This window comes from Geomonas sp. Red276, assembly GCF_054784495.1.
In genome coordinates this window covers 1-26,860 of record NZ_BLXW01000005.1, presented here as the reverse complement: position 1 = coordinate 26,860, position 26,860 = coordinate 1, and the positions used below count along the sequence as shown (strand labels likewise).

23 protein-coding genes are annotated in these 26,860 nt (G+C 62.1%); 6 read left to right on the top strand and 17 right to left on the bottom strand.

Features of this window, described 5'->3' with window-relative positions; genetic code table 11:
- Positions 1-22: 22 nt before the first annotated feature.
- Together ACYVL5_RS05130 and ACYVL5_RS05125 are read right to left on the bottom strand one after the other, a co-directional pair.
- Positions 23-2,758 carry a carboxypeptidase regulatory-like domain-containing protein gene (locus ACYVL5_RS05130; RefSeq protein WP_460594480.1) on the bottom strand — a complete coding sequence of 912 codons (2,736 nt, stop codon included), beginning with the start codon at positions 2,756-2,758 and terminating at the stop codon, positions 23-25.
- Between the two features lie 434 nt (positions 2,759-3,192).
- On the bottom strand, positions 3,193-3,705 hold the full coding sequence (locus ACYVL5_RS05125) for a MaoC family dehydratase (RefSeq protein WP_460594479.1): 513 nt from the start codon (positions 3,703-3,705) through the stop codon (positions 3,193-3,195).
- A 212-nt stretch (positions 3,706-3,917) separates the two neighbouring features.
- Between ACYVL5_RS05125 and ACYVL5_RS05120 the strand changes: the two genes are divergently transcribed.
- Entirely contained in the window at positions 3,918-4,094 is a 177-nt protein-coding gene (locus ACYVL5_RS05120) for a hypothetical protein (protein ID WP_460594478.1), read from the top strand.
- A gap of 233 nt (positions 4,095-4,327) precedes the next feature.
- On the opposite strand, the gene ACYVL5_RS05115 is transcribed toward ACYVL5_RS05120, so the two are convergent.
- From ACYVL5_RS05115 to ACYVL5_RS05080, 8 genes are all read right to left on the bottom strand, one after another.
- Positions 4,328-5,995 carry a DUF3592 domain-containing protein gene (locus ACYVL5_RS05115; RefSeq protein ID WP_460594477.1) on the bottom strand — a complete coding sequence of 556 codons (1,668 nt, stop codon included), beginning with the start codon at positions 5,993-5,995 and terminating at the stop codon, positions 4,328-4,330.
- 71 nt (positions 5,996-6,066) lie between these two features.
- On the bottom strand, positions 6,067-6,798 hold the full coding sequence (locus tag ACYVL5_RS05110) for a DUF429 domain-containing protein (protein ID WP_460594476.1): 732 nt from the start codon (positions 6,796-6,798) through the stop codon (positions 6,067-6,069).
- Between the two features lie 7 nt (positions 6,799-6,805).
- Positions 6,806-7,006: a hypothetical protein gene (locus ACYVL5_RS05105; protein ID WP_460594475.1), complete on the bottom strand. Its 201-nt coding sequence runs from the start codon at positions 7,004-7,006 to the stop codon at positions 6,806-6,808.
- Between the two features lie 340 nt (positions 7,007-7,346).
- Positions 7,347-11,477, bottom strand: a complete 4,131-nt coding sequence (locus ACYVL5_RS05100) for a DUF3857 domain-containing protein (protein WP_460594474.1) — start codon at positions 11,475-11,477, stop codon at positions 7,347-7,349.
- 237 nt (positions 11,478-11,714) lie between these two features.
- Complete coding sequence (gene pabB / locus ACYVL5_RS05095; protein WP_460594473.1) at positions 11,715-13,442, bottom strand: aminodeoxychorismate synthase component I; 1,728 nt, start codon at positions 13,440-13,442, stop codon at positions 11,715-11,717.
- Between the two features lie 269 nt (positions 13,443-13,711).
- On the bottom strand, positions 13,712-14,176 hold the full coding sequence (locus ACYVL5_RS05090) for a YaiI/YqxD family protein (protein WP_460594472.1): 465 nt from the start codon (positions 14,174-14,176) through the stop codon (positions 13,712-13,714).
- 85 nt (positions 14,177-14,261) lie between these two features.
- Positions 14,262-14,753: a methyltransferase gene (locus ACYVL5_RS05085; protein ID WP_460594471.1), complete on the bottom strand. Its 492-nt coding sequence runs from the start codon at positions 14,751-14,753 to the stop codon at positions 14,262-14,264.
- 186 nt (positions 14,754-14,939) lie between these two features.
- Entirely contained in the window at positions 14,940-15,266 is a 327-nt protein-coding gene (locus ACYVL5_RS05080; RefSeq protein WP_460594470.1) for a hypothetical protein, read from the bottom strand.
- 142 nt (positions 15,267-15,408) lie between these two features.
- Between ACYVL5_RS05080 and ACYVL5_RS05075 the strand changes: the two genes are divergently transcribed.
- Positions 15,409-16,023 (top strand): hypothetical protein, encoded by a 615-nt coding sequence (locus ACYVL5_RS05075; RefSeq protein WP_460594469.1) that lies wholly within the window; start codon positions 15,409-15,411, stop codon positions 16,021-16,023.
- 508 nt (positions 16,024-16,531) lie between these two features.
- Here the strand turns inward: ACYVL5_RS05075 and ACYVL5_RS05070 are convergent.
- Positions 16,532-17,881 (bottom strand): SEC-C metal-binding domain-containing protein, encoded by a 1,350-nt coding sequence (locus ACYVL5_RS05070; RefSeq protein ID WP_460594468.1) that lies wholly within the window; start codon positions 17,879-17,881, stop codon positions 16,532-16,534.
- Positions 17,882-17,988: 107 nt separating this feature from the next.
- On the opposite strand from ACYVL5_RS05070, the gene ACYVL5_RS05065 reads away from it, so the two are divergent.
- Together ACYVL5_RS05065 and ACYVL5_RS05060 are read left to right on the top strand one after the other, a co-directional pair.
- Complete coding sequence (locus ACYVL5_RS05065; protein WP_460594467.1) at positions 17,989-18,369, top strand: NifB/NifX family molybdenum-iron cluster-binding protein; 381 nt, start codon at positions 17,989-17,991, stop codon at positions 18,367-18,369.
- Between the two features lie 2 nt (positions 18,370-18,371).
- The gene (locus ACYVL5_RS05060) at positions 18,372-18,677 is read left to right on the top strand and encodes a DUF134 domain-containing protein (RefSeq protein ID WP_460594466.1); all 306 of its coding nucleotides are present in this window, start codon (positions 18,372-18,374) and stop codon (positions 18,675-18,677) included.
- A 27-nt stretch (positions 18,678-18,704) separates the two neighbouring features.
- Here the strand turns inward: ACYVL5_RS05060 and ACYVL5_RS05055 are convergent, their stop codons facing one another.
- Together ACYVL5_RS05055 and ACYVL5_RS05050 are read right to left on the bottom strand one after the other, a co-directional pair.
- A complete protein-coding gene (locus ACYVL5_RS05055) occupies positions 18,705-19,166 on the bottom strand; it encodes a YehS family protein (RefSeq protein ID WP_460594465.1) in 462 nt (153 codons plus the stop codon).
- Between the two features lie 83 nt (positions 19,167-19,249).
- On the bottom strand, positions 19,250-19,594 hold the full coding sequence (locus tag ACYVL5_RS05050; RefSeq protein ID WP_460594464.1) for an HIT family protein: 345 nt from the start codon (positions 19,592-19,594) through the stop codon (positions 19,250-19,252).
- A 319-nt stretch (positions 19,595-19,913) separates the two neighbouring features.
- Between ACYVL5_RS05050 and ACYVL5_RS05045 the strand changes: the two genes are divergently transcribed.
- Positions 19,914-20,789 (top strand): AAA family ATPase, encoded by an 876-nt coding sequence (locus tag ACYVL5_RS05045; RefSeq protein ID WP_460594463.1) that lies wholly within the window; start codon positions 19,914-19,916, stop codon positions 20,787-20,789.
- A 217-nt stretch (positions 20,790-21,006) separates the two neighbouring features.
- Positions 21,007-21,291 (top strand): DUF2442 domain-containing protein, encoded by a 285-nt coding sequence (locus tag ACYVL5_RS05040; RefSeq protein ID WP_460594462.1) that lies wholly within the window; start codon positions 21,007-21,009, stop codon positions 21,289-21,291.
- 67 nt (positions 21,292-21,358) lie between these two features.
- On the opposite strand, the gene ACYVL5_RS05035 is transcribed toward ACYVL5_RS05040, so the two are convergent.
- The 4 genes from ACYVL5_RS05035 to ACYVL5_RS05020 form a co-directional block, all read right to left on the bottom strand.
- Positions 21,359-23,527, bottom strand: a complete 2,169-nt coding sequence (locus ACYVL5_RS05035) for a hypothetical protein (protein WP_460594461.1) — start codon at positions 23,525-23,527, stop codon at positions 21,359-21,361.
- Positions 23,528-23,722: 195 nt separating this feature from the next.
- Positions 23,723-24,253, bottom strand: coding sequence for a BsuBI/PstI family type II restriction endonuclease (locus ACYVL5_RS05030; RefSeq protein ID WP_460594460.1), 531 nt, complete (start codon positions 24,251-24,253; stop codon positions 23,723-23,725).
- Positions 24,254-24,525: 272 nt separating this feature from the next.
- Positions 24,526-25,491 carry a hypothetical protein gene (locus ACYVL5_RS05025; RefSeq protein WP_460594459.1) on the bottom strand — a complete coding sequence of 322 codons (966 nt, stop codon included), beginning with the start codon at positions 25,489-25,491 and terminating at the stop codon, positions 24,526-24,528.
- Positions 25,492-26,295: 804 nt separating this feature from the next.
- Entirely contained in the window at positions 26,296-26,673 is a 378-nt protein-coding gene (locus ACYVL5_RS05020; RefSeq protein ID WP_460594458.1) for a hypothetical protein, read from the bottom strand.
- Positions 26,674-26,860: the final 187 nt, after the last annotated feature.

Sequence of the window (26,860 nt, the reverse complement as noted above, 5' to 3'; positions counted from 1 at the left end):
GCATCCCCGCGTGAGGCCAGGCCTATTGCTGCCGGCTCTGATCCTGCGCCTGCTTGTTCTTCACGCCGGCATCGTCGATCACCATGTCGAGCCCGGCGATCTCCCCCGAGCCCGGCAGCGTCGCCGCGTCCTCCTGGCTGGTCCCGCGGTACCAGAAGACCTGCCCATGCCGCTCGACCCGGATCCGGTACCACCCGCCGGGAACCGGGGTATCGAAGAGGCCGTTGCACTCGCAGATCCGCTCGTCGGCCACCGCCGCCCCGCTGGCGGCGTCCAAGACGGTGAGCCACGCCTGCCCGACCTTGTGCCCTTCGGGATTCATCAGTTTTCCGGAGAAGGTCCCGGAGGCCTTCACCAGCGCCGCATTGATCCCCGCCAGGTCGGAATCGCCGACCCGCACCGGGGTTGCCGACCTGCGGTCGCTCCCTCCCGTCCACCTCGGGACGAACCCGTCGTGGCTGAAGCGGAGCCGGTAGAATCCGGGTGCCAGGGCGCCCACCGTGTATTTTCCGCTGGCGTCGGTGTTGGTGGTAGCAAAAGGCTCGTCTTCGCTGCCGCCGTAGACCTCGATCTTGGCGTCGGCCAGGGCGCCGCCGTTGGCATCGGTTACCGTTCCGCTCAGGGCCATCCCGGGAACCATCACGGTATCGACCCCGGTGACCGCCGCGGTGCCGGAGACCTCGACCTGGGCCGCCTCCTCCCGCTTGAATTTCTTCCTGTACCACTGCACCGGGTACTTCGAGCCGTACTGCTCGAAACGGATGCTGTACCTCCCTTCCGGCAGGCCGGCCAGCCGGTAGCGGCCGTCCATCTCGGTGGAGGTGCTCCCGATCTCGTCCCAGGTGGTCGGGTCGTAGGCGGCCACCGACATCCAGAGGATGGGGTTGCCGTCCGGGTCGGTCACCCTCCCCGAGATCTCCCCGCCCTGGACCAGGACGAAGTCGACGTTGTCGGCCTGGGCCCCCGTCTCGGCGACCGCCACCGGCTGGGGAAGCTTGGTCTCGACGTACCCGGCCGACGATCCGTCGGCGGTGAGGCGGTAATTCCCCACCTTGAGCGACAGGATGGCGTATTTCCCCTCCGCATCGGAGGTCGCCGAATCGCCCCGCTCGCCGGTCGCGGCATCGGCGGCCGAGACCCTCACCCCCGCTATCGGGGCCCCGGCCCGGTTCCTGACGGTACCGGCAATCGACCCGCCGCGGACCAGGACGAAATCGGCCTGGCTGGTGGCCTGATCCTTGGAGAGGGTGATGATCGCCGCGTCTTTCTTCTCGGCCCGGTTTCCCGACCACTGGGGGAGGTACCCCTGGGCCCTGACCTGGACCAGGTAGTTGCCGTCCGGCACCGCCACGGTGAAGGCTCCGTTTTGGTCCGCCTGCCCGAAGACCGGCTCCACCTTGCTCTCCTTCTCGGCGGGAAGGACCTGCACCGCGGCCCCGGGGACCGGCTCCCCCGATCCGTTCTTCACGCTCCCCGTGATCGTTCTTCCCTGCGGCAACGTCTGGTCGATGTTGGAGGTGGCTTGGCCGGCCACCACTTCGACCGGGGTTGCAGCATCCTTGGTCGCCGAGTCGCGGTAGTAGCGGGAAAGGAGAGTTCCCCCGCGCGCCCGGAAGGATACCTGGTACTTCGCTCCGGCGAGTCCATGTACCGTGTAGTTGCCGGAGGGGTCGGTGACCGCGTAGCCGAAGCCGTTCTCCTTCGCGTTGGTCGACTCGACGGTTACCGAGGCCCCCGCCACCGGGTTCCCGGCCGGGTCGGTGACCCTGCCGGAGATGCTGCCGCCGATACGGAGGACCGCGCGGACTCCGGTGGTGGCATTCGGTGCGGTTACCGAGAGTACGGTGGCCCCGTCCGGGCCCGTCTTGCCGTCGTACCACTGGGGAAGGTAAGTCTCCTCCTGGTCATTGAACATCAGCCAGTATTTGCCCGTCGCGAGGCCGTCGAGGACGAAGTTACCCTCCCCGTCGGTTCGCTTCCCGACCGGAAGAGAGGTAGAACCCGGTGCGATGGCCGCCACGATGATCCCCGCCAAACCTTTTCCCGCCTCGTTTTTTACGCTCCCGGTGATCGAGCCGCCGCGGGTAAGGGTTCCGTTTATCCCGACGGCAGGCTTGTCCGCGAGGGCTTCCACCCTGGCGGGGTTGGTCAGGGAGCCCCCGTAGATTTCGGTCGAATACCCCTTCTTGGCGAAGAGCACCACGTGCTTGCCGGAAGAGACGTTGACCGAGTAGGCCCCTTTGGCATCGGTCATCCCGTCGCTCAACGACACCTCCGATTTTTCGGAAGGGAGCACCGCGGTCACCCAGGCTCCCGGCAGCGGGGTCCCGTCCGCCGCCTTGACCACCCCGGCGATGGTGGTGTCCGAGGGGGAGACCGCGGCGTCGATCCCGGTGACCGGTCCCCCGTTGACCTTGACCTCCTCGGCGGTGTCACGGTACTGGGGCTTGCCGCGCCAGGACGATTCGAAGCCGGCGCCGCTGAACCTCACGCGGTAGCAGCCGTCGGCCAGCGCCGGGATGGTGTAGGCGCCTTCCTTGTCGGAGAGCGCCGACGCGGCGACCAGGTCGTCCGCACAGGTGATCGCCTCGACCTTGACACCCGTCGCGGGCGTGCCGGAGTCCGCGGTAACGGTCCCCGCGATCGCCCCTTTCGGCCTGGGGGCTTCGGGAGCTGCGGTGTCAGCCGCGAATACGGAGAAGTGGAACAGGAACAATCCGGTAAGGAGGGTACTCAGCAACGTCAGTGATTTTCTCACGGCGCTCTCCAATGCGTGGTGTGGAATGAAAGAAAGAATGGCTGTTAGTTACAATAGTCGTGCCAGAGGCTAACTCATCGTTTTTACGTATGATAGGAGCCGGGCCGGATTGCCTCTTCAGTGTGAGAATTTTTACAGCGCACTCTTTCAGTCTGGACTTTATTTCAGAAATACAGGCCTTTACATACGATTGTAAAATAATTCACACTGTGAATTTTTTTACAGTCAGTGCTCAGATACTTTCAGGAAATATTATGAGATTAATAGCTACCAATATGCGTGCCGTTAAACCTCACTCTTTCTCTTGAAAAAGAAAAAGGGCGCCCGGATGGATCGCCCTATTCCACCTGCGTTGCTATTTTCTGACACTCTTTAACTCTTACGCCCAGCTTCCCCACCCTTTGTCACAGTTCGCCCCGGATAACGTAGAAGGCTTACCGGGAGGCCGGAGTTGCCAGCTTGGGCTGGGCGATGCTCGGCCCGAAGCCACGCTTGAAGACCATCAGGGTGCGCTTGAAGGTGACCACCACGGTACCCTCCTGGTTGAAGCCGATGGTCTTCACGGTTAGGATCCCGATATTGGGGCGGGATTTCGACTCCCGCTTCTCGAGGACCTCCGATTGGGAATAGATGGTGTCCCCCTCGAAGACCGGCGCGGGAAGCCGGATCTCGTCCCACCCGAGGTTGGCGAAGACGTTCTGGGAGATGTCGGTGACGCTCTGCCCGGTCACCAGCGCCACTGTGAAGGTGGAATCCACCAGCGGCTTCTTCCATTCCGTCTGGCCCGCGTAGTACTCGTCGAAGTGAATGGGAGCCGTGTTCTGGGTCAGCAGCGTGAACCAGATGTTGTCCGTCTGGGTCACCGTCCTCCCCAGCGGATGGCGGTAGACGTCCCCCACCTCGAAATCCTCGAAAAACCGCCCCGTCCATCCCGTTTTCACCGTCATGGCAAGCTCCTTTCACACCCTGTCAAATGCCCCGTCTTCCATTCGAGGCCCATTCACGCGACCAATGCCCCGCCCCCTGTCCCCCCCTTTAACGAAGGGGGGACGGGGGGGATTTTAGCCAGAGTTGGCTTCGCACCGCCGCCCCTCACCGAATCCGCCTAAAGCTGGAACCGCCTGCTGCCGATACCGACAGTAACGGAGGTAGTCCAACCATGGATGTCACTCAGATAGCAGCAGCCGGCGTAGCCAACCAGCTCGCCATGGCCCAGCAGGCCGCCACCATGTCGATGGTGAAGAAAGCCGCCGACGCCCAGATGCAGATGGTGAACATGATCGCCCAGCAAGCCGCCCAGTCCAAGGAGCAGGGCGGGTTCTCCGTCTACGCCTGATCCACCACTATTCCCAGCTCTCACCCCTGGAAAAACCTCCCTCACCCGGCCTTCGGCCACCCTTTCCCCTTTTCATGTACCCTCGCCCCCATCGGGGGAGAGGGCCAGGGTGAGGGGGCGGTTCAGGCAGGGGATAAACCTCCCTCACCCGGCCTTCGGCCACCCTCTCCCCTGAAGGGGCGAGGGGTATAGATGAGATGCCTCCGGCCACCTTTAGAGGGAGCTCGGACTCCTTACGTGCCGGTGAGGTTCGTCATCACTGCGCTTCGCGCCCGCGAGATCTCCGCCTCGATGTTCCCGGCGTTGTTCGGGACGGCGAAGCGGACCAGGATGACGTCCTTCTCCGCCTCGAAAAAGGCGTCTTCCCGGTAGCCCAACGTAGTCTCGTAGCCGAACCGATGCAGGGTAAGCCCGTTGTGCTGCACCACATCGGCAAAGACCTTTTTCCGGTTGGCGGTAACCTCCGCGCCGATCCCCTCCCAGCCGTCGGTCCCGAGCCGTTCCGCCGGGATCCCTGCAGGCCCGAGGGCGATCACCGTGGCGGGGTTGGCCTTGGAGGTGATCACCAACTGGTACATGGGGGCCGGCTCCGACCTGAGGATCGGAAAGGCGTTAGCCACATCGGCGGTGGAGTGCGCCTGCCAATCCACCGGCACCGTGATCTCGTACTGGTGCCGGCTGTCGCTCCAGGCGTACGGCACGTCGCCGCCGGACGTCCCGGTGGAAAACTGCTGCCACCTGGCGGCGCAGCTTCCTATCGCGAAAAGCGCCACCGCCATCATGACGAGTGCGAACACCACCCGCTGTTTGCCGGTGAGATTGCCCGGAAAGCCGGCGGCCCGCCGGAGGGCCTCGTTGTAGTGGACGATGCCGGCCCGGCAGACCCTGCATAACTTGGTCGCCGGTTGGGTAAAGCCGCAGCGCGGGCAGGCCACCGTTTCCAGGTGCGCTGCCCCGAAGAGCGGCTGCCTCGCCCTCCGCTGCCACACCGCCATGGTGCTCCCCCCCCACGTGCAGGCGATGCCGATCGCCAGCAGGATGATGGGGAGCCCCCACATCGGGAGGAAACCGTCGATCTCGGCGTGATGCGGGTCACCCGGATCGTACTTGACGGGGACCTTTTCGCCGACCTTGTTGGTGATCCGGTTGGTGCTGAGCTGCGAGCGGAACCTGATCAACCTGCCGCTCGGGGCGCGGAAGGCGACCTCGGGTGCGAAGGTGGTCGAGCCTTTCGTGCCGCTCCCCCTGCTTGCGCTGAAGCCCGTCACCGTTCCCGTGGCGCTGGCCGAAACGGTGGCAAATTTTACCGTGTCGAAGAGTTTGAAGAGGCCGAAGCAGAGAAGACCTCCGCCCAAAAGCAGGATCAGCACCGAGAAGACCCCGTAGGCCCGGGTACCCGGTATCACGGTGTTGGAGCGGTCGAGAAGGATCGGTGACGTGCCGGAGGGGGGAGCCGGAGGCGGTTGGTGGAGAAGGGACGCCGGCGGGGGGCCGGGTGAGACGGCGTCTTTTGGGGCGGAGGCAGCTTCCTTTAGGCCAGGAAAGACCGTTTCCTTTGAGGGGGGAGCAACGTCCTTTGAGGCGGAGGCAACTTCCCTTGGGGCCGAGGCCGCGGCGTAGGGGGTGGAAGTTACCGGTGGAAGGGGATAGAGAGGAGCCGGAGTGTGAGGCTCATCGATGATGGAGACGGCGCCGGTCGCATCGAACATCCCCTTGTACCTTTCGGCATCGTCGCGGGTGAGGTTGCTCTTGACGACCGTGGTCCGGCCGTCGTCGAACAGTAACTTCACCTTTTCGGGGTCCAGCTTGAGCAGGCGGGCCAGTTGGCCCTGGACCTGCAGCGGGTCGGCCCCCGCCGCAATCTCCCCCCTGAATAGCAGCCTCAAACCCTCGTCCGGCACGTCTCCCCTCCTCACGGTAGCAAACGGTCCACCAAAATCGTACAAGCCGCCGGCAACGCTACTCTTAGAATCTAGTACCAGATGTGCATGGGAAGACCGTGGGAGTCGAAGCGGGGGCCGGCGGGAAAGCGGCCCGAGGCCCCGATCAGGATCCGGTTGGCGGACCACAGGGCCGCGAAGGCATCGGCGATGTCGTCGGGAGCGACCTTCTCCCCCCTGACCTGGGCTTCGACACTTTCGAAGGCGTCCTCCCCGAAGTGGCGCGCGATCAGGGCCCGCCGGTCCTGGTGCCCCTGGGGATCGCGCTTGGCAAACTGCATCGGCCCCTGGTTCCAGACGGCGAAGGAGACCTCCGGGTGCACCTCGAAGATCCGGTCCCGCAGGTTGGTGGACCTGACGAAGCGGTCGATGTCGCGGATCTTGGGGAGGATCCCGAAGGTCTGCTGGGAGATGCGGCGCCCGTCCACCGCTTCGGTGATGTCGCACCCCTCCCGCCAGGAGGAGGCCGCCAATGCCGGCCGGATGGGGGCCGGGAAGACGCTGCCGCCCCGGGGCTTGATGAACCGGCGGGCCTCGCAGTCCGCCTCCCGGGTGCCGTGATCCGGCAGGCCGATCGGGATGTCGATGGCGATCAGGTCCCAGCTCTGGTCGGCCAACTCCTCCGAGCGAAGCACCTTCGCCACGTACCGGCGCCTTCCCGGCTCCTGTGCGATCGCCAGCCACTTCGCCCCGCAGCCGTCCACCCCGGCAACCATGGTCGGGATGCGATGCACCGTCCCGGGATTCCCGCAATGCTTGCACATAACGCCGCTACTCCTCCCCCGTTTCCGTTCGCTTTTTTTCCTTTTCGGAGTTGAGCCTCTCGTAGAGCTCGATCTGCTCCGCCAGGGAAAGCTTCCGCGCGCACCCCTTCCCGGGGCGGCAGATCCTGCAGCGGTCATCCGAGCACCACTGGCAAAATTTGCAGTCGGGGCAGGGATGTTTCTTCGGTGCTTCCTCGTCCTTTGGCAACGCCTTCTCCTGGCCCGATCGGTAACGGTCTCCCCACGATGTTGCCGGCCGCCTTCCGGGCCGCCGGCGCTTCCTCCGCAAATTAGCCAAAATCCCGCAAAAAAGCCAGCGCGATGATCGGCTTGGGGAAGCTTCAGGGAGATCAGTAGACGAAGGTCAGGCTAAGGCGCTGCAGGTTTCCTCCCGATTCGAAGCCTTTTGGCGGGAGACGGGACGGGGTGGAGTGGCATGAGGTAGCGGAGAAAGGCTGTTAAATACAATGCGCCGGCAATCTTCCCCTTTCCTGCGGAGATTGCCGGCGCCGTAGCTGCGTTATGGGGAATCCGGTCCCCTTGGGAATTTACCGCCCTTCCATCTGGGCGAGCCGCTTCTGGGCCAGCACGTAACAGGAGATGTTGCCGATGATGGAGCCGGGGTCGGCCTCGACGACGTTTCGGTAGTCGGCCTTGGCCTCTTCGATCTCTCCGTACTCCTCGGCGATCCGCCCGAAGACGTACCAGTCCCCCGGCTCGAGCTCGTCGTCGTCGCCGTCGATGGATTTGATGATCGTTTCCCGGGCTTCGGACGGCTTTCCGGCCTCGGCATACAGCGACGACAGCGTGTGCAATAGCGGCCTCACCTTTCCGCCCGACAGGGTTACCGCCCGTTCGCCGTACTTCACGCTTTCCGCGAGGTCCGCCTTCCGGAAAAGCCCCAGCCAGGCGAGCTCGTTGTAATCGGTGGAACCGGCCAGGCCGGTCTCGTCGAGGGTCCGGTAGAGCCTGGCGCTCAGTTCGAAATCCCCCCGCCTGGAGGCGCACCTGGCCAGGTGGCTGACGGCCAGGGTATTCTTCGGGTCCCGCTGTAACTCCCGGGTGGCCCTCGCTTGCAGCTCATCCCACCGGCGCTGGTGGTAGACGGCCATCGAGGCGTAGTAGTACGGTACCCTCGAGGCGGGATAGCTCGCCGCCAGCCGGTCGCTCAGGGCGATGAGATCCTTGTCCTTATCCTTTACCGCATAGGCGACGAGCAGTGCCTCGTCTATCGCCTTGAGCGTGTCTCCCTTCGCCGTCCCCCGTCTCGACACGAGGTAGGGGATCACCCACTTGCCGGGGGCCTTGGAAAGGAGCACCGCCGAGGCGAGCCGGATCGCTTCGCCATCGCTACCGCCCGAACCGCCCCGCCCCCAGACCAGCCGGAAAGGATGCTCGCCCAGCGGATCGTCCCCCCTGGTGGCGGTGATCTCGTCCCGCGCCCAGTTAAGCACGACCCCGGCGCCGTCGAGATCGCCGCGATCCAGCCGCGCCAGGGCCTCCAGCGCCAGGACCGGGAGCTCACCTTCCGCGGCGAGGATGCGGTAGCGTCCCTTCTCCCTGACCACGTAGAGACGGAAGCGGGATTCCTCGGGAACGCCGGGACCGGTCGCGTCGATGCGGTAGCCGCTCCGGTCGTCCCCCTCGACGCGGTAATCCATCACCGCCGCCGCGACTTCGGCCAGGTAGCGCTCGCTGCCGCCGGCATTCTCCCAGACCTTCCCCTTGAAGGCGTTGACCAGTTCGTCGAGCGCCTTGCCGCTTTCCTTCTTCAGCTCGTCGTAGGGTACCTGCGAGAAGAGGGAGAGGATGGCTTCCTTCCCGGTTTTCGGGTCGCTGATGACGGCGAAGAGCTCGTCGAACACCGAGGTGGGACCCTTGGCGGCGGTAAGCGAGGTATCGAAGAGTTTCACCTTTTTCAGCGTGGCGCTCTTTCTCTTCAGGGTCGCGGCGTTGGGGCTTCCCTTGGCCGCTTCGTCGAGCAGGAGGGCCGCGTCGCGGTACAGGCGGTGCTTGGCCAGCTCGATGGCCGCCCCGTCCAGGCAGCTTTGGCGGCTCGTCGCGTTGGCGACCCTGCTCCTCGCCTCCTTCAGGGCCGCGGCGGTCCCCTTCTCGACCGCGGTTGCCGCGATCACTAGCGCCTCGTTCCCCTCCGTCGGTTCGAGGGCGAGCGCCAGCTCCCTCAGATCCTTCCACCGCCCCGCTTTCAAAAGACAGACGACGAGGTTGCTGTCGAACTCCTTTTTCTTCAGTTCCTTCCGTATCGCCTGGTACTCCCTGATGGCCCCCGCGAGGTCGCCGTCCGGGCTGTAGCGCCTCCCGCTGTCGTCGAACTCCAGCAGGATGGCGAGGTCGGCCCGCGTCAGGAGATCGGCCGGGTTGAGCTTCTTGGCCTGCCGGTACTCGGCGATGGCACGCTTGCGGTCGAAACCTTTCCCGCGCAGCCTCCCGACCAGGTCGTGCTGCAGAACGTAGGCGAGGGTGCGGTGGGCGAGGTAGGAATCGGGCTCGAGATCGACCGCCCGTTCCGCCTCCTTGCGGGCCTCGCTCCCCATGCCGAGCTTGATCAGGGCGTGGGCCAGCTGGGCACGGTGGAGCGCCTCCTCGGGGTGCAGCTTGATCAACCGCCGGAATTCGGCCAGCGCCTCGCGCACCTTACCGGCCGCGATGAGCGCCTGGCCGGTGTGCTCGAAGAGGACGTAGAGCGAGTCCTCGCCGCGCAGGTCCATGACCGCCTTCTTGGTGGCCTCGAATTCCGCCGCCGTCAGCCGGCGCTTCCCGGTGTCGAGACGAAGGCGCCCGGTGACGCTGCCGTCCGCCTCCTGGGCGAACTCCTTGGTGAAGGTCATGGTACCCAGCGCGACGGCGCCGGAATCGGGAAGGCTCTGCACCCGGTACCCGGGGGGCGGGATGATCCGGTACCTGATGTCGCAGATGTGCGGCTCGGGGAGCTGGAAGTCGTGAACGCGGAGTTGATCCGGGCCCTGGCGCCCCTCCTTCTCCTCGCCGATGAGGGTCCCCGGCAGACGGGTGGTCACGATCGACGGGGAGATGGCGACCGCGGCCGTCTTGTCGTCGGTGAAGCCGCGGTCGGCCTGCTTCATCTCCAGGCGGATGGTCACCGGCCGGGCGGGATCCTTCAGGTCGGAAACCTTCAGGTCGTCCAGCTTCGAGGCCCGGTAGGTCTCGTTGATGTACTTTTCCATCTGCTTGCGGAGCACCTGCTCGGTGGCGGCGCTGTAATCGTCGCGGTAGCCGGCGGCCACCGCACCGTAGGCCCGGGTGGTCTCGATCACCCGCGCCGGGCCGTCTTCCGCGAGGAAGAATTCCCTGGTCTCCATCTCCCGGTTGTCCTGGGATTTCGATGCGGTGGTGGCGATCAGGGAAGGAAACCCCGGCCCGGCGATCATGGCCCACCGTCCCTGGTCCTCCAGCGGGAGCTCGCCGGCCGGCCTGAACTGGTTGGTGGGATCGATCCAGAGCGAGGGGCTTCCCGGGATGTAGACGATGGCATGATCGAAGGCCCCCAAGCCGGGAAGGGCGGGATCGACGTCATCCGCCGAGCCGGCCCGGATCAGCGCCACGAAGCAGGGGACCGCGGCCCCCCGCAGCATCTTGACGAGGAGCGTCGCCTTGTCCTTGCAGTCGCCGTACCCCTGTTCCAGGGTGGCCTCCGGCAGCCGGGGCACGATGGTGCCGTTGCCGAACTCGATGCCGGAGTAGCGGATATCGTTACGGACGTAGGCGAGCAGCTTTTCGACGATGATCTCGCGCCGGTTGGTATCGCCGATCAGCTTCCTGACCAGGGGAGAGATGTCGGAACCGCCGAGCTGGCGGTCGACCACCTTTCCGTACTCGGTGGCCACCTCGCCCCAGCTTCGCCCGGTGGTGAAGGCGACTTCGGGCCAGCGGGGGAGGTCGGCAGGCATGTCGGTCTCGATCGGCTTGTCGGCCTCCAGGGCTCCGGTCTCGAAGACGAGACGGGTGCGGCCGTTCTCCTCGCTTTGGTCGGGTTTCATTTCGGGAAGCAGGCGTACCACGTACTTCACGGGATGGTCGGTGGGGAATTCCAGGGTCAGCCGGGTCTTGTGGGTGATGACGCTGCGGCCGAAGACGAAACGGTTGACCTGGCCGCCGGCGAAGTAGGGAGAATTCTCGGTGGTGGTGACCTCCTCCTCGACGACCGCACCGACGGTGGTCGCCGGCAGGGGGGCGCGCACCACCCGGCGGTCGGTGAAAAGTTCGGGAGAATCTTCCCGCTCGGGGGCGTCGCTGACGGTCTGCGGCGAAAGGAGATGCTCGACGCCGTCCGGGGTCACCACGCGGGCCCGCAAGACCGGACGCTCCTGGTGCCAGGGAGACCACCCGGAGCTTATGTTGGACCAGCGCTCGAGTCCCGTCTCGTTCATGATCCGGTAGACGAGGCGGAAGCGGGTGGTGCAGCGCCCCTGGTTGTCGAAGGAGAAGCTCCCTTCGTCAAGGAGCACCGAGATGTTTCCCTTCTCCTTCAGGGTGGCGCCGTTGGCCGCGGCGACCAGCTTCTTGCCGCTCAGGGAAAAGAAAGGCTCCTCCCAGGAAGGGGCGCCGGCGGCCCGGACAGGGCCCGCAAGTCCGGCGAGGGACAGCAAACCTACGGTGAATGCGAGGATGACCTTGAAGCGGGGGGTGCCAGTCTGCATCGTCTCGTTTTCTCCTCGTTCTCTCTCGTTCCCTTCGATAAAAGGGGGTCGGTGCCTCTCCCGGTGCCGAGTCGGGCCGGCCGCTGCATTACTCACTACCTCCGCCTCGTCCCTCACTATCTTCCGATCATCCGCTTAGCCAGACTCTCCCTCCCCTTCAAGGGGAGGGTCGGGGTGAGGATGGGGGAACGGCGAGGGCGCTGCAGGCGTCCCTTTACCTTGAAAGGTCTGCTCCGGTCAGCGGAGCAGACGGGCGGGGCGCCATTTCCGCACCGAATTGATCAGGTAGAGGCGCTCAGCCTCCTCGAGGTCCCGCGGGGTAAGGAGCGCTTCCGCGATGGTCCCCTCCTCCAGCAGCGCCCTCCGAAAGACTCCCGGCAGAAGGCCGCTGGCAAGGGGGGGCGTGAGGTAGCTGCCACCGATCACGGCCACCACGTTGCTGGTCGTTCCTTCCGTCACCTCCCCGCGCTCATTGACGAAGATGACCTCGTCAACCTCGGGATGGGCCGCCATTTCTTTGGCGTAAAGGTCCCGCCTGCTGGTCTTGTGGTAGAGAAACGGATCGGAAGAGCCGACCGCCGCGTCCGACAAAGTGACCTTCGCCTCCGGAAGCGGGACGATGGGGGCCGCCTCGCAGGCGAACTTGCCGTCACGAAAGAGCACGACCCGCACCTTGTGGGCTCCGACGAGACCCTGCCCCAGGTGGAGGAGGGCCTGTCGCACCCTGTCCGCTTCGAATGGAAAGGAGAAATAGCCGGCGGAGTCGGCCAGGCGCTCCAGGTGGGATTCCAACAGGAAGAAGCTACCGTCATGGAGCAGCGATTCGATCAAGTGGAAATCGGGCCGGCGCTCGCGGGCGAAGCGCCCCTTTGACAGTGATTCGGCGTACTCGGAGCGCGGACCGGAGTCGAAGGTGATGCCGCTGCCGACGCCGATTTCCCCGCGCCCGGAGGCGAGGTCGAGGACGGCGGTCCGGATGGCGACACTGAATTTCGCCTCGCCGCCCGGGAGGAGGTAACCGATGCAGCCGGTGTAGACTCCCCGGGGCCGTCCCTCGAGACCGGCTATGATCTCCATGCTTCTCCTCTTGGGAGCGCCGGTCACCGATCCGCAGGGGAAAAGGGCGGCCAGGATTCCCGTGAAGCCTACGCCTTCTCTCACTTGAGACTCGATGGTGGAAGTCATCTGGTGCACGGTGGGATGGCTCTCCACGTCGAAGAGGGAGGTCACCCGCACGCTCCCGACCTCCGACACGATCCCCATGTCGTTACGAAGCAGGTCCACGATCATCAGGTTTTCCGCCCGGTCCTTGGCACTCTCCCTGAGCGCCTCCTTCAGCGTGGCATCCTCCTCGGACCATCTCCCTCTCCTGGCCGTCCCCTTCATCGGGCGGGTGGTGAGGAGCCCCCCCTTCCCCAGCGAGAAGAACAGCTCCGGCGAAGCGGAGACGATCCTGTGGTTTGCGCACTCGAGGTAGCTGCTGTAAGGGGTGGGCTGACCGAGGCAAAGGTCCCTGAAGAAGGCTCGAGGGGATCCGGAGAAGTCGAAAGTCTGGCGGAAGGTCAGGTTGACCTGGTAGCAATCCCCCGCTTTGATGAAGTCGCGCACGGCCCCGACGGCGGCGGAAAAACCCTCCTGGTCGAGCGAACTTTCCCATCCCGAGATCTGGAAAGCATCCGGACAAGGGGGGACCGGGGCGGGCGTACAGGATGCGTAAAGGGAGAAGGAGAGTAGCGGCAATCCGCCGGCCACCTCCTCTTTTGCATCACAAGCCGCGCAGGCGAGATCCTCGTTGAGGGCGCCCGCCGCCTCATAACAGACGAAACCGGCAGCGAAAAGCCCCTGGGCGACCCGTTGCTCGACCATGCGGAGGACCGGCAGCACCTCGTCGGGGGTGGAAGCGGCGAACGCGCACACCTTGCCGGCAAAAAGGAGGCCATGCACATAGGCATCCTGCTCCGTCAATCTCGTCTCCTCCACCTGCAAACGCGCACTCCTTACATCATGCCCTGCCCTCACCAACCCCCAACCCGAATCCACTTTCTTCCGCAACTTCACCTCCCCTTCAAGGGGAGGGTCGGGGTGAGGATGGGGGACTTAGCACCAGATCATCGCGTATACGTGAGATTCCTGACCGTCCCTCCTAGCATAACTCCTTGATGCAGTCAATGAATGCCGTCAAATATCGGGGTTCGGTCTCTCCCCCCCCCGCCTTCAACGGCTCGACACGCCCCCTAATCAGGCCGAATTCCTTGGTGCATCTTGGTCAGAATGCGATCGAGGGAAGAGGCGAAGCGCTGGCGGTCGGTCATGCTGAACTGGGGCGGGCCGCCGGTCGCGAGCCCGCTTGACCGAAGCTCCGTCATGAAGTCCCTCATGGCAAGCCGCTCCCCGACGTTTTCGTCGGTATAGAGCTCCCCCCGCGGATCGAGCGCCACCCCACCCTTCTCGACGATCCTTGCCGCCAGCGGAATGTCCGCGGTGATGACCAGATCCTCAAGTTCTGCGTGCTGGGCGATGTAGTCGTCGGCGATATCCATGCCATTGCCCACCTGGACCGAGGTGACAAAGCGTGTTTCGTGCTTGGTCAGGCTATGGTTGGCCACCAGGCAGAGCGGCAACTCCAGCCGTTCCGAGGCCCGAAAGAGTATTTCCTTGATCACCCGCGGACAGGCGTCTGCATCCACCCATATTTTCATACTGCTTTCCTTTCCCTGCCTTGCGCCGAGGGCAATCCCCCGCAGCTCCCGTCTACCAATCGGTGCTTTCAATGGTTCTTTTGGATTATCGGCTGACGGAAACCGGCTCCCCCATAAGGAGACGGTTTTTAGGGGTGATGTCGCCGGGGATGGTCTGCGTGTAGACGCGGTATCCTTGCAAGCGGAGATAGGCCGCGCGGGTGACGTCCACCGCCAGCGGGCCGTCCAGCCATCCGTTAAGCCCGCCGTCATCCGCGTTTTTTACGTCATGGCAGCAAGGAAGAACGGCCACCCGGCAACGGGCCGCCACTGCCCGCTCCAGCACCAGGTCGGTGAGCCCACCGCAGGCGTGGACGGAAACCACCAGGTCATCGTGTTGGAGGGGAAGCTCTTCGAGATCCATCTCCCTGAAGGTCATTCGCCCCGTCAGCGCCGGCCACTCCGATTGAAGTTCGGTGGCGAGCCTCGCGGCCGATTCGGGAATCCGCCGGTCCACCGCCACCGCCGCCGTTAGCTCCCGGTCCAGGATCAGGAGGATCTGCGCCGCCAGCCCGTGACCGGAGGCGAGATCTACCATCCTCCCGCCCCGAAACCTCCGGTGAACACGGCGAGCCACCTCCCACGCCTCATACAGCTCCTTGCGAGGCAGGCACCCGGCACGGCAGACCGCCCGGGCGATCCGCTCAAAGAGAGTGTCGCCGGGAAATAACGGCGCCATTCTTTCATTCAATCTGTTACGAGAAGATCGATCCGTATCGCCCCCTTAGCCTTTCCTATCGTCGCCACGGCAAAGTTCGAGGCCGCAGTGGCGGCACTTGCGGGAGAACGAAAGGGTCGAGTTCTTCATGTGGAAGGTCTTGCCGCATCCCGGGCACTTGGCGCTGGCATAAAGCGCCATGGCTATGCAGAGGAACAACACCCAGATGCCGAAAAAGGCGCCGGTCGCCTTGACCGATTCCGTCAACCTCAGTACCGTCATCGTCACCGGGAGGTAAAGGAGGATCAGTCCCCCCAGATACCACCTGCGTCTGCGGATGGCGGCCAGCATCACTTCATGGTCAATCGGGACTGCAGGATTTTCAAGTTCCATGGCAAACTCCCTAACCAGCTGAAATTGTGTCCACCCGAAGAGCCGGGCGTCCCGTTAAAAATTTTATCCGCGGGTTTAACTTTCCGGTTGCTAATTGCCCCGCACGAGCTAGCATTATTGAAAAATCTTAATGGAGGTGCCCATGCCATTTAAGAACGACAGCGATCCCGAGCTTATCACCAAGTCAGCAGGGGTTACCCAGGTATTCACGCCTGAGTTTTACGCCCACCTCGTCGCGCTGGTCCCCACCCCGGAATCGTACCGGGCCATCCACGACAACTACGCCTCGAGCTACACGGCTATGCTGTCGGGGAACACCGACAAGGCCGAAGAATTTGAAGCCCACCGAAATGCCGTCTACCAGGGCCTCGCCATCCTCCATGGGCTTGCCAAGGCCCTCACCATCAAGGATCCCACGGTTTCCGCCACCCTGGGGCTCGCCCCCCCGGCAAGCAGGACGGCCTACACCCCTCTCTCGTCCCCCACCGGATTCAGGGTCACCTTCGCTTCTGACGGCCAGCCGTTCGCCTCGGTCGACAAGGTCACCAAGGCCAAAGGTTACCAGGTCTGGTGCTGCGACGAGGACCCCAACGTCGAAGCCAACTGGAGACTGATCGCCTCGTCCCCATCTTGCAAGGGGATGGCGCTCCAGGGACTTTTGAACCGCACAAAGAACAATTGGCTCAAAATCCGCGCCATGCGCGGAAAAGCTGAGGCAGGCCCCTGGTCGAACTTCATCAACCTCCCTCCGGCCTGATAGCCCCTTTACCTGAAGCCCCCAGCTGGCAGACATTCGGCCCGTTGGGGGCTTCTTCCCTCCCACGCACCATCCGCCCCCTCCGGAAGCATCCCCTACCGTCCTGCCACCTTTGCCGGGTCCCCCCGCGTCCGCCGATCCAAGATGTTTCCCGCGCGAACGGCTCACGTTGGATGCGAACTCTCCCTCAAAAATGTCATTTCGAAATCAAAAGTGACGTTTTTTCTGAAAAAACGTCACTTTTTGAACTGAAGTGCAATTTTTTTCCAAAAAAATTGCACTTGGAGGAAAAAAATGACACTTTTTGAGCCGAAGTGACGTTTTTTGAAACAAAAATGCACTTTCGCCGAAAAAAACGTCACTTCGTCTCAGAAAATGACGTTTTCGACTCCGACACCTCGCTTCCGTTCCCCACGCGCCTCTTTCGCCAATCTACGGACCATCGCCCCGCGCTTTGGTATCGTTCAGTGCCCGAGAGGGCGCACGAGACGTCTTGCTTCCCGACGTTTTAGGCTCTGATGTCCTCATCGGGGGACAAGCCGAGGATCTCCCAGATGAAGCCGAAATCGAAGGGTTCAGCGTCTTCGTCCCAAGCCCTGCGGGACTCGGCCAGCTCGAACTCTTTCAGCATTTCGACCACGCCCCGCCGCCCCTCCGGCGTTGCGACCGCTTCACGCGGACTCTGGCCGCCCAAGGACGGCAGTTTCTCGTCGATCCACCGCCGGTAACGGTTGGCCATCATGTCATTCACCACCGAGGACTCGACCTCGGGCGGGAGGCAGGAGATCCCCGTTTCCGGAAAGAGATCTTCCTCCAATTCCAGTACCTCGCGTCGTTCATGCACAACAGCGTCCCCAGCGAGCCCTTCGAACCACCCACGGGCCTCGTTTGCCGAGCTTTCTTCTCCTCCGAAGAGGTTGATCCCGCCGGCATCGGTTTCATTTAAACCGACCGCCAACCCGTAGGGCTTTTTCAACCGCAACCACCCGTCCTCACGGTTTCCCCGCACCTCTGGCTGCGCCTCCAAAGCCTCCTCCAAAGCGTCCCAGTCCGTCACCCGGTAGCGGTCGATGAACTGCGGGTGCGCCTCTGCCGACTGCTCAAGGCCGGCAGCGGCCCCCTCCGCGATGTAAGGGGAGAGCCAGTAATCAATTATGGTGGTAGAAATGATCTCCCGCCCCTCGTCCGTATCCCAATCGATCCCTTCCGTTTCGGACAGGATCTCGGCTCGACAGGCATGCGCGTCCTCACGTTCGAGGGGGTACAGTGCGCCGGAGAGTACCCATCCGTCCCCATTGTGGACGAGCCGGGCCCCGAACGTGTCCCAGCGAAGCAGCGATTGCGAGGCGGCCTCCTCGTCCACCCAGGTATTCGGCTGCCCCGGGCGCAACAGGTCGGCAAGTTCCAGTCCCCGGCCGGGCTCCGCTCTTCGCACCTCGTAGAGCCCCATGGGATGCTCGACCAGTTGTTGAAACCACAGGCGCGCAGGCGCTGGTAGCAGGGGACCACCCGCTCCGAGGACCAGCTTGCGGACGGCAACCCGCTTCCCACCCACCGTGATCATCGCGTCGGCGAGCGACCACTCCCCCATGTTCATGTCGACCATGGCATTGAGCTCCGGGCCCATTTCGTCCAGGATGGCGAGCTCGTCCTCCTCGAAGCCACCGAAAAATCCCTCCTGGACGGCCTCCATCATCTCCTCCGAGTAGCGTTTACCGAGCCAATCGAGCACCCGCCGAGCGGCCGACTCCTCATCGCGTCGGGCCTGTTCTCTGGCCTCGACGTTTGGGAGGCAGCATTTCTTATACTTCTTGCCGCTGCCGCATGGGCAGCAGTCGTTCCTGCCGATTTTTTCCATGGTTCACCTTTTCATCCGGGGCAAGGTCCGATTGTGAATTTTTATTGACATTCAGAATTTTGAATGCAATATTTTGTGCATATACACATTACTGATGGAGGTGATCGATGAAAGTCTGTTTTCCGGTCTTGGAAGACCTTGGGATGGAGAGCGCCGTTTTCGGCCATTTCGGTTCCGCCCCGAAATTCCTGGTAGTAGACACTTCCCGCAACGAGATTCGTACCATCGACAACGGTGACCAGATTCATCAGCACGGAGCCTGCAACCCGGTTGCCGGCCTCGGGGGTGAACAGGTCGATGCCATCGCGGTCGGCGGCATCGGCGGGGGCGCCCTTTTCAAACTGAACAACGCCGGTATCCGGGTCTTTCAGGCGAGCCAGGGGACCGTTGCCGAGAACGTCGAGCTGTTGAGCAGGAACGCCCTGCCCGAGTTCATGCCGGGACACACCTGCGGCGGTCACGCCCACGGTCACGGCTGCTCCCACTGATCATGACCCGTCCCCGTAAACCGAGGAACTGCACCTGCCCCTATCGTGCCGGCCGTCCGGTGGTATTCAAGCCGGCCGGCACGCCCCTCGGCGAGTTGGAGATTATTGAGCTCGCCCACGACGAGATGGAGGCGCTCCACCTTTGCGACGGCGAGGGGAAAACCCAGGAGGAAGCCGGTGCCTGCATGGGAGTTTCCCGCGGCACCGTGCAAAGGCTTTTGGCCAGCGGACGCTGCAAGGTCGCCAATGCCCTGGCCGGGCAGAAAGCGCTGGCGATAGAACTTGCCGAGCCGGACGCGGGAGCATAGAAAAGCAGGTAGTGCACGCTCACTCCTTTACGCCCCCAGAGTCAGGCCCCGGATGAAATTGCGGAGAAACTGGTCGCCGCACGGCTTGTAGTTCTTCTGCCCCTTGGCACGAAACATCGCGGACAGTTCCGACTTGGAGATTTTCACCCCCGCCTTTGCCATTACCGCCAGCATCGCCTCCTCGTTCAGCTCGAGCGCGATTCTCAGCTTCCTCAGGATCAGGTTGTTGTTCAAGACAACAGCCACCTTCGGGGCGGCATCCGGTTTGGGCTCCTGCGCCCCCCGGCGGGAGACGATGAGGCCGTCCAGAAAGGCCCCCATCACCTGGTCATCGCAAGCCGCAAAGCCGGGCTCCTCCTCTTTTTTCAGCAACTTCAGCACCTCTACCGGCGATATCTCATGCCCACCGAGGGCACATAAGCCGGCGATGCTCTCGCCATTGAGGTTCAGCGCGTAACGGAGCCTGCGCAACAGATCGTTATTGGTCATGGTTATCCTTGAGAAAGTTGAGCACGCCGGTTGCCGCCGGGGTACCAGAGCCTGGCCTTATGGCCTGCTCTTAGGAGTTGCGATCAGTAGGGTCTCAGCTGTTTGCCGCTCCCGATGTGCCAATGGAGGTGCTTGGAAGACTGGTACTCCCCGAGGTTCGTATATACCCGGGCCGCCCCGAAGCGGTCCATGAAATCCCCGGCGATCATCTTCGCGACCCGCATGAGCTCCAGCAACAGCTCATTGTCCGCCTCCTCCAGGGTGATGAGGGATTCGACATGTTTCTTGGGGAGGAGGACGACGTGATTCTCCCAGAGGGGATTGGTGTGGTGAAAGGCGAAGACCCGCTCGTTTTCGAAACATAGCGGAACCTGCAAGACTCCGGACAGTATTTTATCGCAATAGAAATCACAGGCGACTTCAGTCATGGTTTCAACTCCTCCGGCCTTAGAAGTTATCAAGGCACCACCCAGAATCCCGCCGGCTTTGCGCGGGAGTTTCCTCTGGTGGACCAGCCGTTGATGGGTGAGCCGCGTTAAGGGTTGACAATATAACCGATCTGGGACAAATTGGCGAGCATGACCCGTCGCGAACGTTACATTGCCGTGATTATTATCGCCATTCGAGGAGTGGCGGGATAAGCACGCGTTTGTAACGATCCATATACAAACAGCAACCCGCCCCCACCGAGGCGGGTTTTTTTATTTCCGCCTCCCGGGGAGACTTCACCCTACCGGAGGAAAACACATGTCGTCACATGAACTTGCCCAGGTCATCGCCGCGGCGGATAAAGCCATCAATCGTGAGGATTTCTCATCCCTTATGGAGTTCTACGCCGAGGATGCCACCCTGGTCGTCCGTCCCGGCCTCAATGCCACCGGCAAGGAGCAGATCGGCAGGGCCTTTGCCGCAATAGCCGATTACTTCGACCACAGCCTCAAGGTGAGCGAAGGGGAAATGGTGGTTATCGAGGGGGGAGACACCGCACTGGTGCTGGCACAGACGCTTTTGGACGGAAGGGTCGCTAACGGCGAGAAGGTTGTCGAGGAGCGGCAGGCCACCTACGTGTTCAGGCGAACGGACGAAGGGAGATGGCGCTGCGTGGTGGACAATTCATACGGCACCCGGCTCCTCGCCGACACCTCCGCTCCCACCCTCTACCTGGTCTGCGGAAAGGCGGCGGCAGGCAAATCGACCCTCGCCCGGCGACTGGCCGCCAAGCAGCGAACCGTGCTGGTTGAGGAAGACGCCTGGCTGGCCCGGCTTTACCCGGGAGAGATCCGGGACCTGGCTGATTACGTCCGCTGCACGGCAAAAGTCCGGGAAGTACTCGGCGATCACATCGTCGCCCTCCTCAGGGAAGGGATGTCGGTGGTTCTTGATTTTCCAGCCAACACGCCGGCATACCGGCAGTGGGCAAGGGGCCTTAGCGAGCAGGCCGGGGCCCCGCACGAGCTTCACTATCTCGAAGTCCCGGATGAGACGTGCAAGGCGCGCCTGAGTGATCGTAATGCCTCCGGCAGCCACCCCTTCACCCTCAGCGAGGACGGCTTCGACGAAATCACCCGTTACTTCGTCCCCCCCTCCCCCGAGGAAGGGCTGACCATCATCCGGCACCGCTGACTGCCGGCCTACAGGCTCGGAAGGGACGCCCGAGGGCATCCTAGTTGCCGCTGACAGAGGGGCCGGTATCTGCCGCCAGGGTAGATTCCATCGCGGCAGGAAAATCACCGCCGTTCTTTACCTCGGCGATCAGCCTCTTCAGTCCGGCTTGCCCCGCCTTGGCGTACCAACCAGCAGTGCGAAATGCCTGAGAAGGATACCTCCTCTTGAGTAAGCTATGTTTATGATCGACGTTACTGCAGTCGAACCGTTGGAAGATCGCAACCTCAAGATCACCTTTGAGGACGGACTAACGGCGACGGTCAACGTGGATCTCGTGACAGGCAAATTCGAGGGAGTTTTTGCTCCCTTGTTGGAACCTGATTTCTTCCGGCGAGTGACGGTGGACCGCGAGATCGGCACCATCATTTGGCCCAATGGAGCCGATGTCTGCCCCGATGTCCTCTACTCATTCGCCTCGGGAAAGCCGATCGTCATAGACGGTGAACGAGTGCTCAACTGATTCCCCGTCCGCCGCGCCCTCCCCCCCTCGAGATGTCCGATTACAGCCCTGCCCCCTCAGGAGGTCCCTAGCGCCGTTGCGATTGGCGGCCCATATACGCGGTGAGGCTCAACTCGGCTACCGAGAGCATAAGCGGGATCTCCTTTAAAGGAAGCGCGTCGTTCGCTACGGCCTCCGCAACGTGGAACACCTGGTGCCACGGGACGGGAGCCTTCCTGGCTGATTTCAACCACAAGGCCGTCGCCACCAGCCTCTGCAGCCATCGGGTCCGGCGCTTCTCAAGCAGATTGTTGAGAATCCCCCCGATGGCGAGCCAGGGATCGATCTCCTTTTTCCGATTCTGCCTGGCCGCCTCGATCTCCCCGTCCGCCTCGGCGTCGTCCTCGAACCACGACGAGGCGAATACCTCGAAGCGGGGCCAGTCCGCCGAATCCTCCAGGGACTCCCTCACTTCACGCGGGGTCAGCAGGCCCGACGCCGACGATGCCAACTCCTTCCGCAGGGCGGCAAGCTCACGCCGGGGATCGAGGTGCGCCGCCATCCACTGGTTGCGGCCAAGCAGTTCGGCAATCCGTACGAGCCAATGGCTGGGCGCGTTACCCTGCCGCATCCCGTCAGCCAGGGCATGGTTTAACCGAAGGTCGAGATATTCGACGGTCGATTCCAGCCCCCCGGCCTCGTCCTTCATCAATGCCAGAAAATCGTTCAAGGCGCGCTTGGTCGGCAACGGCATCACGAAGGCATCGGCCACGCCAACACCGTCCTTGAGCAGTATCGAACAACTGCTGAACCCCTTGCCGTCCGCAACGATGGCCTGGAAAGACTGCGCACCCGCGCCGTCTACCGCCGATGCATAGACTTTGAGGGAAGACGGCGTGCGGGGCAACGGGGCGCACTCCACCCGCGCCCTCCGTGCGTTGCCAATGGCAAGATCGAGGTTCTTCTTCACCTCGTCCGGGAACCAGTTACGCGAAAGAATCAGCCTGCGCAATATCTCCGGAGACAGTGATTCACCGTCGCACCCTGCCAGCACTCCCGAAACCCCTCGGCGCACCTCAGGGGATGGGTGGAACAGCATCAGGGCTCCCACCTCGCGAATGAGCGGCCTCGGGGCGGTGATCATCTCGCCGGCAAGAGATATCTGCACTCCCGCCTCGCCAAGACCAAAAAGATTGAGGAGCGCCTCCACCCCCTCGAACGGGGAGGAACCCGACGCCTCCTCGATGATTTTAAACAATCCGGCATGGACCTCCTCGGGCGACACGGAGGAAAAATCAGTCTCATCTGCCCCTTCCATCATGCGTCGGGTGTTCGCCTGGTGGACCACGGGGAGAATCTCGACACGGCTCTGGCGAAGCAGGTCCGTGACTGAGGCGCAAAGGTCGGCGTCTTCCTGCTCCAGGAATACCCGCCGGGCTAGCGCCTCCTGCAGGCTCTCCATCCTCCGTCTCGAATCCGGCCGGTGCCGCTCAAGGTCCACCCGCAGGATTTCCAGGGTATCGAATACCAGTCGAAGCGCAGCCTCGCCTCGCCGCTCATCCTGGAAGGAAGCGACTAGCAGCCGCGCCAGTTCGTCACCCGCCTCCCGGCAAGTCTGCAGATAGCGGTGCAGGTCGTTCTGGATCCGGTCGCCCTCAGCATAAGCGCCGTGCCTGCCGGCTAGGTACCGTTCGAGAAGGCCGGCGGCGCTTTCCTTCTCCGCCGAATCCGGAGTTGATCCGTCCAACAAGTCGTCGAAAAGTTCGACCTGCCGCGGAACCTTTTGCTTATCCCTCCCGACAGGCCGGGATGGCCCCGGCGAGGGCGCCAACGCCTCCCGCATCCTCTGGATGTCGAAATCCAGAGCGGGGGGCGGCACGGGACTTCTCTTGATCGAGCCGGGCTTCGGAAAGGGCTTGCCCCGGTAGGTTTTGCCGTCAACCTTTTTACGCACCGAACGGTACTGCGCGTACATCTGGGACAGCCACTCCGGTGTGCCGTTGATAGCCTCCACGAAACTGTCAAGCAATTCGTCAGCGTAGGGAGCCTGTTCATTGACGTCGTCAAGGAACGGACCGGCCAGTGGTTCGTCCGGGTCGAAACCAAAAGATATCACCGCCTTGGGCTTGGACTTGTCGTTGATGACGAAAATCGTGGTACGCCGGCAGTCGCAGCCTGGGTCCGTGCAATAGCACTCTACGAAGGTGTATCTTCCTTTGGGAATGCGGCCGGTTTTGCGTTCAAGAACCAAGGTCATGTTCGCATCTTCGGATTCAGGGAATATGAGTTGGTAGGGAGTCATCGTCACGGCACCTAAATAATTGGTGATCGTCCAAAGTTTAGTAACTGCGAAAGATTAACTTAACCTGCTTCGCTACGTCCCCCTGCGTCGTCCTGAAATCCCTTCAACCAAGACTGCCATAACCAACTCCTTTCAAGCCGCCGCCCCTCTTCAGACGGCGCCCTGTCTCGTAGTGCTTCTCTGCAAAGTAACCAGCATGTCTGGCTCCGTTCGGAACCAGACCATGGAATCTACCGCCATGGTACTTATGAACTCCAGAAATGCGGGTGACTCCCGCCCCTCGAAAGCGGTAACAAACCGGACGTTGCCTTCCGGGATATCAGCTATCCTCACCAGGTTCAGCAACGCCTCTTTTCTCGCTTCCGTCACCGCGCACTTCCACGTCCCGATTTCACACAGCCATAAACGGCCATCCCGGCCTTCGTCCTGCAGAATTAAACTCGGGAGGTCACTGGTTTTCCCGAAATACAGACCTACCGACTCGATCAAGCTAAGAAACATGGAAAATAAGTCAGGGTTGCCGCCTCTAATCCACAGGACCTTCGGCCTTTCAAGATATCTAAAGCCGAAGTCCTCGATGAGCGCCTTCAGGGTTCGGGTCCACGGATGGCTCACAGTCGAAATCACAGTACTGTCTGGCAGTTTAATGACCAAATCTTCACTGATAGATGTCATTGTCATACATGCCACCTCCGCCTGACCATCTAAAACTTTTCCCGCGGTCCGGATGGCAGGCAATTATAAAATGACACTCCTTTCTGGTTATGCCAACCCGGAATATTGTGAGACGCCGGAGATTTCCTCCAGCCGGTATTATTGCAGTGGAATGGTCTTAGAAGGACGATGGGCCAGGCTTGAAAGGGCAGAGGGGTTACGTCTACACAATCCACATTTGAGGCTGCCATTGTAATTTTGAAGATGCCCCCCAGGCAGCGCCTGAACCCTCTACTATCTCAGTTACATCTGCTAGAGAAGATGCCGTAACCGCTGGTGCTGCCCGAAGACATGGTCTGCGCCCAGATCACCGTGGCATTTCCTGAGGAGTCCACCGAAACTGCTGGGGCATCGGCACTGCCGATGACGGTTTTCAGCGGTTGCTGCGTCCCCCATCCGCCCTTGGCCGCGTTGAAATAATTGCCGTACACAGTGGCGTCTCCCCGATACGCGGTGTCGGTGTCGTATTGTTGCCAAGCGCAACACACCTTCCCATCGGGGCCTGCTGCCAACTGCGGGTACCTAGCCATGCCATGGGTCCCCACCTGCTGAGGGCTTTGCCATCCACTGGCGGGGCGAAACACTGTGCAGTAAATGTCGGAGAGCCCCGCGCCGGCGGCCTGGGCCCACGCGGCGTAGAAGTTTCCGGCCTGATCGACGGCCAAGGCCGGGTCCAGAGAACTGAAAGTTAAGCCGTCGAGACGCACGGCGGCGCCCCATCCCTCGGAAACGGTGTAGGCACAGGCATAGGTGTGGCAATAGGAACCAACAACCTCACTCCAGAGCGCCACGGCATTGCCGTTGCCATCAATGGCAATATCGGTCGTTCCAGGGATCCCGTAAATGCTCGCAATTGGCACGGGCACGCCTTGCTCGCTTTCGGTTACTGCGCTGACGTACACGTTGTTGAAGCCCGAACTTCCCTCTTCCCACATAACAAACCCGTTTCCGTAACGGTTTACCGACAGCTTAGGAAACCCATTGGTAGTGCTGTTAAGGTACGGAATCTGGGCACTTGTCCATCCCGCCGTCGAGGAATACTTCTCTATAGTCAACCCGGTTAACGGGCTTCCAAAAGATTCTGCCGCTATAAAGGCATTACCGTTGTCCGCAATAGCGACACTTCGGAGGGTGCCAACGTATCCCAAATGCTCGACTGCTCCCCATCCGGAGCCGGGGACGTATCTGACGGCCTCAAGATTCATACTCCCCGACTCGTTTTGGAGCCAGGCAGCGACAGCCTGTCCACTCGGGCTCACCGCGAGCATCAAATTCGACCATTCGGGAGCCGAGTCGGCAATCTTCTGCTGTCCGGTCCAGCTGGAATTCGCCGTGCAGGTGCCGGCGTAGAGACCATCCGGTTGGGCCCATACCGATAGTACGCGCCCATTTCCGTCCACTCCGATCACCGGATAACGGGCAGAGTCTGCTACCAGAGCGGCCCCCTGCCAGGTGGAAGCTGGCGAGCTGCCAGAACCTCCGCAACCGGCGATGATGAGGAGAACTAGGAGACCAACTGTATATACCGCGCTACTTGCCAACCTCATTCAACACCCCCCCAATTATCACAAAGTTCGCCCGATATTCCCTTCACCCCACGTTGGGAAAGGAGGATATGGATAGCTTTGTTTCCGGTTTCCGGACCGGCCCCCCCTTGAAGTTCGCGATCCTGATCATTTCCCCCACCGCACAAAGGAGCATTCAGGGTAATGCCTGCAAACGGCAGCTTCCTGACCTGCCCTTTTTCCGGTCAGCGTCTTGATCCTTCTCATCGGCTGGCCGCACAGGTCGCAGGTACCTAAATCAACCGATCTCTGGCCGTCGATTCGCCTCTGCTGCATCCATCGCCCAACGTCTTTTCGCCTGTATGTAAGGTAGGCACCCAACACCGACATTGCGGGCCCAATCATCCAGGTGTGGCTTTCCATTTTTCTTCTTTACCTCCCAACATAAAACTCCCGCCCCCAACTTAACGGACTCAAGAACATCCCCCTCCGCCTCCCACAGATTCACCTGCCTGGTTTTATCCAGTCCTTTGGTTTTAGTCGCGCCACTCCGGTCGCGAATTTGGCCTCGAAGCTTCCCGCATCGGGGTTTTTGCTCTTCATAAGGAGGTTGATCTGTTCGGCGAGTACCGAGGCGACCGCGTGGACAGCGTCATGACGGAGGACGCCCGCTCCCATTAGGCGAGTGATCGCACCCACAGTTGCTGCATCACCTTCCGCAATCCGGTTCTCGACGATGACGTGGAAACTCGCATGGAGCGTCACGTTCGGCAGGGTTATGTTTGCAGAGTTGTGATAATCTTCCACCAGCTTGATCCGAATCTGCTCGTCCAATGCGAGCCATTCCGCAGGATCAGATGGGGATTTCGGGTCATATTCCACGGCTCCTCCCTTTTCCATTCGCGCAATTCCGCGCTCACAGCATTAATAAGTTACATATCTACCTGATTAGCGCCAATCTTCCGCTGGAAGACAAGCGCGACATATTACGTCGTAGGTGGTTCATATAATCACGGCACATTCCATCCGAGGAGGCTGCCGTGAAGAATCGTTTCCAGTTCCAGTCAGG